Origin of the sequence: Paenibacillus sp. E194, from assembly GCF_000935845.1 — a bacterium.
Classification (GTDB): Bacteria; Bacillota; Bacilli; order Paenibacillales; family Paenibacillaceae; genus Paenibacillus_B; species Paenibacillus_B alvei_B.
The window spans coordinates 1-7118 of sequence record NZ_JMDX01000271.1 but is presented as its reverse complement, the minus strand read 5'-3'; the positions used below and the strand labels follow the sequence as shown (position 1 = coordinate 7118).

Sequence of the window (7118 nt, the reverse complement as noted above, 5' to 3'; positions counted from 1 at the left end):
CATTCTCTGGATTGCGAATCATTGGCATCCCTGACCTATTTGAAGCGATGAGCTGGGGAATTATTGGGCAGCAGATTAATCTTGCGTTTGCGTATACGTTGAAGCGGAGACTAGTCGAACATTTTGGCAAGCGGATTACATGTGATGGGAACACCTACTGGATCTATCCTACTGCCCACGATATCGCTTCTCTAACCGTCCAAGACCTGCAGCAATTGCGCATGACCGAACGAAAATGCGAGTACCTGATCCATACTGCACAGCTAATTGCCGACAAGCGATTGTCAAAAGAAATGCTGCTCGCGGCCGGCGACTTCAAGCAAGCCGAACAGATGTTGACGCAAATACGAGGAATCGGTCCGTGGACGGCCAATTACGTACTTATGCGCTGCTTGCGAATGCCGTCTGCATTTCCGATTGATGATGTCGGACTTCATAATGCCATTCGCCATCGCCTCGGTTCCGACAGAAAGCCGACAAAGAGCGAACTGCGGGAGATGTCTGAGAAGTGGAGCGGCTGGGAAGCTTATGCGACATTTTACCTCTGGAGATATCTCTACTAATCCACAAACGATCCTATACAGCGGCAAGGATTATGGCATTAACACCAAAAAGACCCGCCTTGCGTTCGAAGCAGGGCGGGTCTACCATTCCTTATTTCTTGTATACAATTTTCTTGATGCTATCTACAGATAGGCAATATTGTTCAGATAACTGATCAATCGATGCCCCTTCACGGAAATAGTCCCGAATCTTCTCATTTCTAAGTTGAAGCTCTCTTCGAATCCCAGAGTTTTCGCCCCATTTTTTACGAGAACCTTGCGGTGCTGGAATGTATATGAATTCACCACAGACATATTTCTGTATTTCTAATAGTAGATGTTCTGGCAAACATTCATTCGCCTTCATATATTTCATGATACCTTCGCTCCTTAAAAAGTTGGAATCTTTTAAGGGAGCAAAGCCTACATTATAAACGTATTTTCACCATGAAAGTCAAAATGAAAGTGAACGGTTAATCGATGTAACTCCACACAAGCAACCGTTCATGTCCATAATATAGACTTTGCATGGAGTTGATCTAACGCGATGCGCATGTATAACAAACGATCCTCTCATTTCATTTATGTAGTAATATTTGAATATAACCGATTGTACCAGTATATGCCTTTACAATCAATGGAATGACATCGATTCCCCCTTTCTCCCCTCTGATGTGTATGATCTGATGAATTGAAAATTCCATTTTGAAATTTACATAGTATTACATTGACATTTCCAATCTTCTATCCTATTATTCATACTAATCCTATCAGAATTAAATTTTGACAACCGGTTGATTTCGATTTCGCTAGGAGATTTTATTTGGTTATAATTCCGACTTAATCAATTAGAATTGTATGATATTAAATGAACAGGAGACAACAAAATAATGGCTGTGCTGAAACGCTTATTCGCCATGCTGGTCACGCTGTGGATCATTGTTACGCTGACCTTCGTGATCATGCACATGATCCCAGGTGATCCATTCGCTTCAGATTCAAAGACGCTCCCAGAGTCCGTATTGGAGAACATGAGGGCAAGGTATAACCTGGATAAGCCTTTGCCTACACAGTACTTATTGTATTTGAAGAGCCTGCTCTCCTTGGACTTAGGGCCATCGATCCAATCCAAGACAACGGATGTTAACACCTTGATAGCCCGCGGTTTTCTACCATCAGCGATTCTCGGCATTCAATCTATGCTGCTTGCAATCGTGGTCGGAATCGGATTAGGCACGGTTGCCGCCCTTCATCATAACCGCGCGCTGGATTTTGTTGCGATGATGATAGCGATGCTCGGCATCTCGATTCCGAGCTTCATCTTGGCACCATTGCTTATTAAGTACATGTCGGTGAAATGGGGGCTTCTACCCGTCGCTGCATGGGGAACTTGGAAGCATACGGTTCTTCCCTCACTCGCGCTTGCAGTAGCGCCGATCGCGATCATTGCCCGCTTCGTGCGAACGAGCATGTTGGAAGTACTGCAACAGGAATACATACATACAGCAGAAGCCAAGGGTCTGCCTACTTGGAAAATTGTGATTCGTCATGGACTGCGAAATTCCTTAATTCCTGTACTTTCCTTCATGGGCCCACTGTTCGCATCCGTCCTCACAGGCACGTTTGTGGTGGAGAAAATCTTTGCGATCCCTGGCATCGGAAAATACTTCGTTGATAGTATTTTCAATCGGGACTATCCCGTCATTATGGGCACAACGATCTTTTACAGCGTCGTATTGGTCGTTACGTTATTTCTAATCGACATGTCTTACCGGATCGTTGATCCGCGAATTAAACTTGCTAGCAAAGGAGATTAGCATGAAAGCTTCATCAGCCGAATTGGATCATCTGTTCCATCCCATCGAACGCAGCCAACAAGCAGAGCATCAGCTCGCAGCTCGCAGCGTTCCATTGTGGCAGGATAGATTGCGCAAGCTATCGCGCAACAAGCTCGCCGTACTCGGACTCGTACTGCTGCTGGTCATTATTTTGCTCGCCGCGATTGGTCCATCGCTCGTTCCCTATTCTTCGAGCGCTCAATCGTTAACAGCTACGAACCTCCCTCCCTCCGGAGAACATTGGTTCGGAACAGACGATTTGGGACGCGATGTGTGGGCGCGAACTTGGGCAGGAGCACGCATCTCGCTTACGATCGGATTCGCGGCAGCGGCAATTGATCTTGTCGTCGGCATTGTAGTTGGCGGCGTATCGGGATATATGGCAGGTCGCGGCAAGCTCGGTGATCGCGTCGATAATGTGTTGATGCGCATCGTTGAAATTTTGTACAGCATCCCTTACTTGCTCGTAATCATTTTGCTTCTTGTCATTATGAAGCCTGGAATTATCACCATGATCATCGCCCTATCCATAACGGGCTGGGTCGGAATGGCACGTGTTGTTCGTGGACAAATTCTACAGCTGAAGCAGCAAGAATATGTACTTGCCGCGCATAAGCTCGGCACATCACATGCTGGTATTATCTGTAAGCACCTGCTCCCGAATGCTGCGGGCATCATTATCGTCAACTTAACGTTTACGATTCCGGCGGCAATTTTCTCTGAATCATTTCTAAGTTTTCTCGGTCTAGGTGTACAAGCACCTGATGCCAGCTGGGGAACAATGGCCAACGATTCACTTGGCGTCATATTAAGTGGTCAATGGTGGCGACTGTTCTTCCCAGGATTGATGATTTCGCTCACCATGTTCGCTTTCAACTCATTTGGAGATGGATTGCAGGATGCCCTTGATCCACGATCACAACAATAAGGAGGTGCACTCATGAAGCATTTGCTCGAAGTTCAACAATTGCATATTGTATTCCAATCAAGAAATAGAGAGCTTCAAGCCGTGCGAGACGTGTCCTTCCATATTGATGAACGGGAAACACTCGCAATCGTCGGCGAGAGCGGCAGCGGCAAGAGTATAACCGCTCGAACCATTATGGGAATGCTCCCTACTCCACATGCGAAGCTAAAGGGTGGAGACATTCATTTTCAAGGCCAAGACATCACTTCATTCTCACGCGCTCAAATGCGGAAACTGCGAGGCTCTGAGATCGGTATGGTCTTTCAAGATCCGATGTCATCCTTGAATCCAACGATGAAGATCGGTACGCAAATCAGTGAAGGTTTGCGACAGCATCAGAAGCTTACCAGAACCGATGCACGAACGAGAACGATACAATTGCTGCAGCTCGTAGGCATTCCAGATGCGGAACGAAGATACAATCAATACCCGCATGAATTTAGTGGAGGAATGCGGCAGCGTGTATCCATCGCTATTGCACTCGCCTGCAATCCCAAACTGCTAATAGCTGATGAGCCTACAACCGCACTGGATGTCACGATTCAAGCCCAAATTCTTGACATGCTGACAACGCTGCAAGAACAGATGGGAAGCTCGATTCTGCTCATTACCCATGATCTCGGTGTCGTGGCTGAGGTTGCGCATCGCGTTGCAGTCATGTATGCCGGAATGATTGTGGAAACAGGCACAGTCGAAGATATCTTCGAGCGTCCGAAGCATCCATATACATGGGGCTTGCTTCAGTCCACGCCGAAGCTGGATACCTCCGAGGATGAACGGCTGGCACCGATTGAAGGTTCTCCTCCAGAGTTATCCGAAGAGATCACGGGCTGTCCCTTCGCGAAGAGATGTCCTTATACCATGCAGGTCTGCCTGCAGCATCTGCCTGACACCCATTCGTTCACAGATCAGCATAGCGCTCGCTGCTGGCTGAATGATCCCCGATCTCCAATCGGTCACGGGACAGGCCCTGCAAGGAGGAATGAATATGTCGAAGCCTATTCTTGAGCTCCATCAACTGCATAAACATTTTCGGACAGGTTCGAATCACACTGTGAAATCAGTTGACGGAATCAGCTTATCCATCCTTCCCGGTGAGACGGTTGGCCTTGTTGGTGAGAGCGGCAGCGGCAAGTCAACATTAGGCAGAGTCGCTGTAGGCCTGCTGGAGCCTACAGCTGGAAAGGTGGTGTTCAATGGCAAGGGATTGGCTAGCGCACGCGGCCTGGAACGTCGTGAGCTGAATCGGAGCATGCAAATGATCTTTCAAGACCCGCATGCATCGCTCAACCCGAGATTGCGCGTTGGCGACATTATTGCCGAAGGAATCGACGCCCATCGCTTGGCAAGAGGCAAGGCCCGCAAAGAGCGCATTGCTGAGCTGCTTGAGAAGGTTGGGCTGCACCCGGATCATGCACTTCGCTTCCCGCATGAATTCAGCGGCGGGCAAAGACAGCGTATCGGCATCGCCCGCGCATTGGCCGTGGATCCGCAATTTATCGTCGCTGATGAACCGATCTCAGCACTCGATGTATCGATACAGGCGCAAATTGTAAATCTGATGAAGGATTTGCAAATCGAACAAGGCTTAAGTTATTTATTCATTGCCCATGATCTGGCGATGGTCAAGCATATTAGTGATCGAATCGGCGTTATGTATTTAGGCAAAATGATGGAGCTGGCAGATCGAAGCTCATTATTCGCCAATCCGCTTCATCCTTATACGCAGGCCTTATTGTCAGCAATTCCAACAACGAACCCTTCAAATAAGAGGCTTCGTGAACGTATTGTACTGCATGGCGATCCGCCAAGCCCGCTGTCTCCGCCTACCGGATGTCCGTTCCATAGCAGATGTCCAGCAGCAACGGAGCTATGCGCAACTCAAATGCCGGAAGGCAAGCAAGTGCACAGCAATCACTGGGTTGCCTGCCACTTGTATTAAGAAATGATCTATTACATATGAAGATATTATTGGAGGAACGAGCATGAAAAAATGGAACCTAATGTTAGCAATTCTTATCTTAGCCGCAACTGCCTTAACTGCTTGCTCCGGAAGCAATAGCGGAACTACTAAGGAATCATCTGCTGCTGGTACGGAGGCCAGCGACAAGATTCCGCAAGTGATCACAACGAATCTATCAGGCGGCGAACCGTACACCCTAGATCCAGCTCTCGCTTCAGATACAACCTCATACTTTATTATCGATAACCTATATGAAGGTCTCTACACCTATGACAAGTCTGGCAAGATTGTAGAAGGTGCCGCAAGCAAAGTCGATGTATCTGCTGATGCCAAGACGTATACATTCACGATTCGCGATAATGCGAAGTGGTCGAACGGTGATCCTGTTACAGCACAAGATTTTGAATATGCTTGGAGACGGGTGCTGAATCCGAAGACAGCAGCGTACGACCCTTCCTCACTGTACTACATTAAAGGTGCAGAAGAGTACAACACTGGCAAAGGAAGCGCAGATGACGTTGGCGTTAAAGCCAAAGATGATCATACGTTAATCGTTGAATTGAAAGCACCGCTCGGTATCTTCCCGATTATCTCGATGGGACATGCGTATTTGCCGGTTCGTTCCACTGTCGTAGATAAAGCGAAAAATGGGCAGCTGAAGCGAGCACAATCGTCGGGAACGGCCCTTACACTTCGAAGGAATGGAAGCATAACGAAGAGATTACACTTGCAAAGAGCGATCATTACTGGAACAAAGACGCCATTACGATGGATACCATCCATTTCAAAATGGTGCAAGATGCAACAACCTATTATCAAATGTACAAAACCGGCGACCTTGATTTGATTACGGCACTGCCAATCGACACACTGGATCAAGAGAAAGAAAATAAAGAATACTTGGCTCACCCTACGTTCAGTGTCTATACGTATTCGTTCAATGTAAATGAAAAACCATTTACGAACCCAAAAATTCGTCAAGCATTCTCCTATGCGATCGATCGCGAGACGCTGACGAAAAATGTAACGAAGGCAGGCGAACAGGCTGCTTACGGCTATGTGCCATACGGCATCAAGAACCCGTCCGGCAATGACTTCCGTGATGATGCAGCTAAGTATTACGAGTTCAATCCTCAAAAAGCAAAAGAATTGCTTGCTGCGGGCTTGAAGGAAGAAGGGTTATCTACTCTTCCGCCTGTTACTTTCAAACTGAATTCTGCTGATAAACACAAAAAAGTGGCTGAAGCGTTGCAAGCGATGTTCAAAGAAAACCTAGGCGTAGAAGTTAAGCTCGAAACACAAGAATGGAAAACGTATATTGATACGTTTAAACAGAAGAACTTCCAAGTTGCACGTATGGGATGGGAAGGAATCTTCCTTGATCCACTTGGTGTACTTGTTCACTATCAATCTACGAACTCGAACAACTTCACAAACTGGAACAATAAACAGTATGATAACCTGATTGCAAAATCTACGTACGAGTTGGATCCTAATAAACGGGTTGAAATCCTCCAGCAAGCTGAAAAAGTATTGATGGAAGACTTGCCAATCATGCCGATCTTGTTCTCCGTGGATACAGCACTTGTAAGTCCAAAAGTAACAGGCATCGTGTTCGATGTTCGTTCTAACCCAGATCTGCGCTTCGCAAAGCGTGTTGAGCAATAATCATGTTGGCACGATACGCGATATCGTCGATTATCGTCGTGGCCAACGTGTACATCATTAGTGCTCCCCCATTCGGGCTTATGAGTGATCGAATTGATGTAGGCAGTGTGAACAGATGCTTTCTGTATGGACTGATTCTA

The 7118-nt window shown here is 47.0% G+C and carries 6 protein-coding genes and 1 pseudogene; 6 read left to right on the top strand and 1 reads right to left on the bottom strand.

Annotated elements, in window-relative coordinates; all coding sequences use genetic code 11:
* On the top strand, positions 1-563 hold a 563-nt coding region (locus tag AZ66_RS24800; RefSeq protein ID WP_044357325.1), incomplete at its 5' end, for a DNA-3-methyladenine glycosylase family protein.
* Positions 564-654: 91 nt separating this feature from the next.
* Here the strand turns inward: AZ66_RS24800 and AZ66_RS24795 are convergent.
* On the bottom strand, positions 655-918 hold the full coding sequence (locus tag AZ66_RS24795) for a CD3324 family protein (RefSeq protein WP_021260272.1): 264 nt from the start codon (positions 916-918) through the stop codon (positions 655-657).
* A gap of 514 nt (positions 919-1432) precedes the next feature.
* Here AZ66_RS24795 and AZ66_RS24790 point away from each other — a divergent pair.
* The 5 genes and pseudogenes from AZ66_RS24790 to AZ66_RS24770 all read left to right on the top strand — a co-directional run bounded on the left by AZ66_RS24790 (position 1433) and on the right by AZ66_RS24770 (position 6978).
* Complete coding sequence (locus AZ66_RS24790; RefSeq protein ID WP_021260273.1) at positions 1433-2359, top strand: ABC transporter permease; 927 nt, start codon at positions 1433-1435, stop codon at positions 2357-2359.
* A gap of 1 nt (position 2360) precedes the next feature.
* Positions 2361-3308, top strand: a complete 948-nt coding sequence (locus AZ66_RS24785) for an ABC transporter permease (RefSeq protein WP_044357324.1) — start codon at positions 2361-2363, stop codon at positions 3306-3308.
* Between the two features lie 12 nt (positions 3309-3320).
* A complete protein-coding gene (locus tag AZ66_RS24780) occupies positions 3321-4355 on the top strand; it encodes an ABC transporter ATP-binding protein (protein WP_044357323.1) in 1035 nt (344 codons plus the stop codon).
* Entirely contained in the window at positions 4336-5289 is a 954-nt protein-coding gene (locus tag AZ66_RS24775; protein WP_044357322.1) for an ABC transporter ATP-binding protein, read from the top strand. Before AZ66_RS24780 ends, AZ66_RS24775 begins: the two co-directional genes overlap by 20 nt.
* A 43-nt stretch (positions 5290-5332) precedes the next feature.
* Positions 5333-6978 (top strand): annotated as a pseudogene (locus AZ66_RS24770) (peptide ABC transporter substrate-binding protein).
* Positions 6979-7118 lie beyond the last annotated feature (140 nt).

Coding starts and splice junctions, on each gene's coding strand:
- AZ66_RS24795 (WP_021260272.1), bottom strand. CDS start 918: ATGAAATATATGAAGGCGAATGAATGTTTGCCAGAACATCTACTATTA.
- AZ66_RS24790 (WP_021260273.1), top strand. CDS start 1,433: ATGGCTGTGCTGAAACGCTTATTCGCCATGCTGGTCACGCTGTGGATC.
- AZ66_RS24785 (WP_044357324.1), top strand. CDS start 2,361: ATGAAAGCTTCATCAGCCGAATTGGATCATCTGTTCCATCCCATCGAA.
- AZ66_RS24780 (WP_044357323.1), top strand. CDS start 3,321: ATGAAGCATTTGCTCGAAGTTCAACAATTGCATATTGTATTCCAATCA.
- AZ66_RS24775 (WP_044357322.1), top strand. CDS start 4,336: ATGTCGAAGCCTATTCTTGAGCTCCATCAACTGCATAAACATTTTCGG.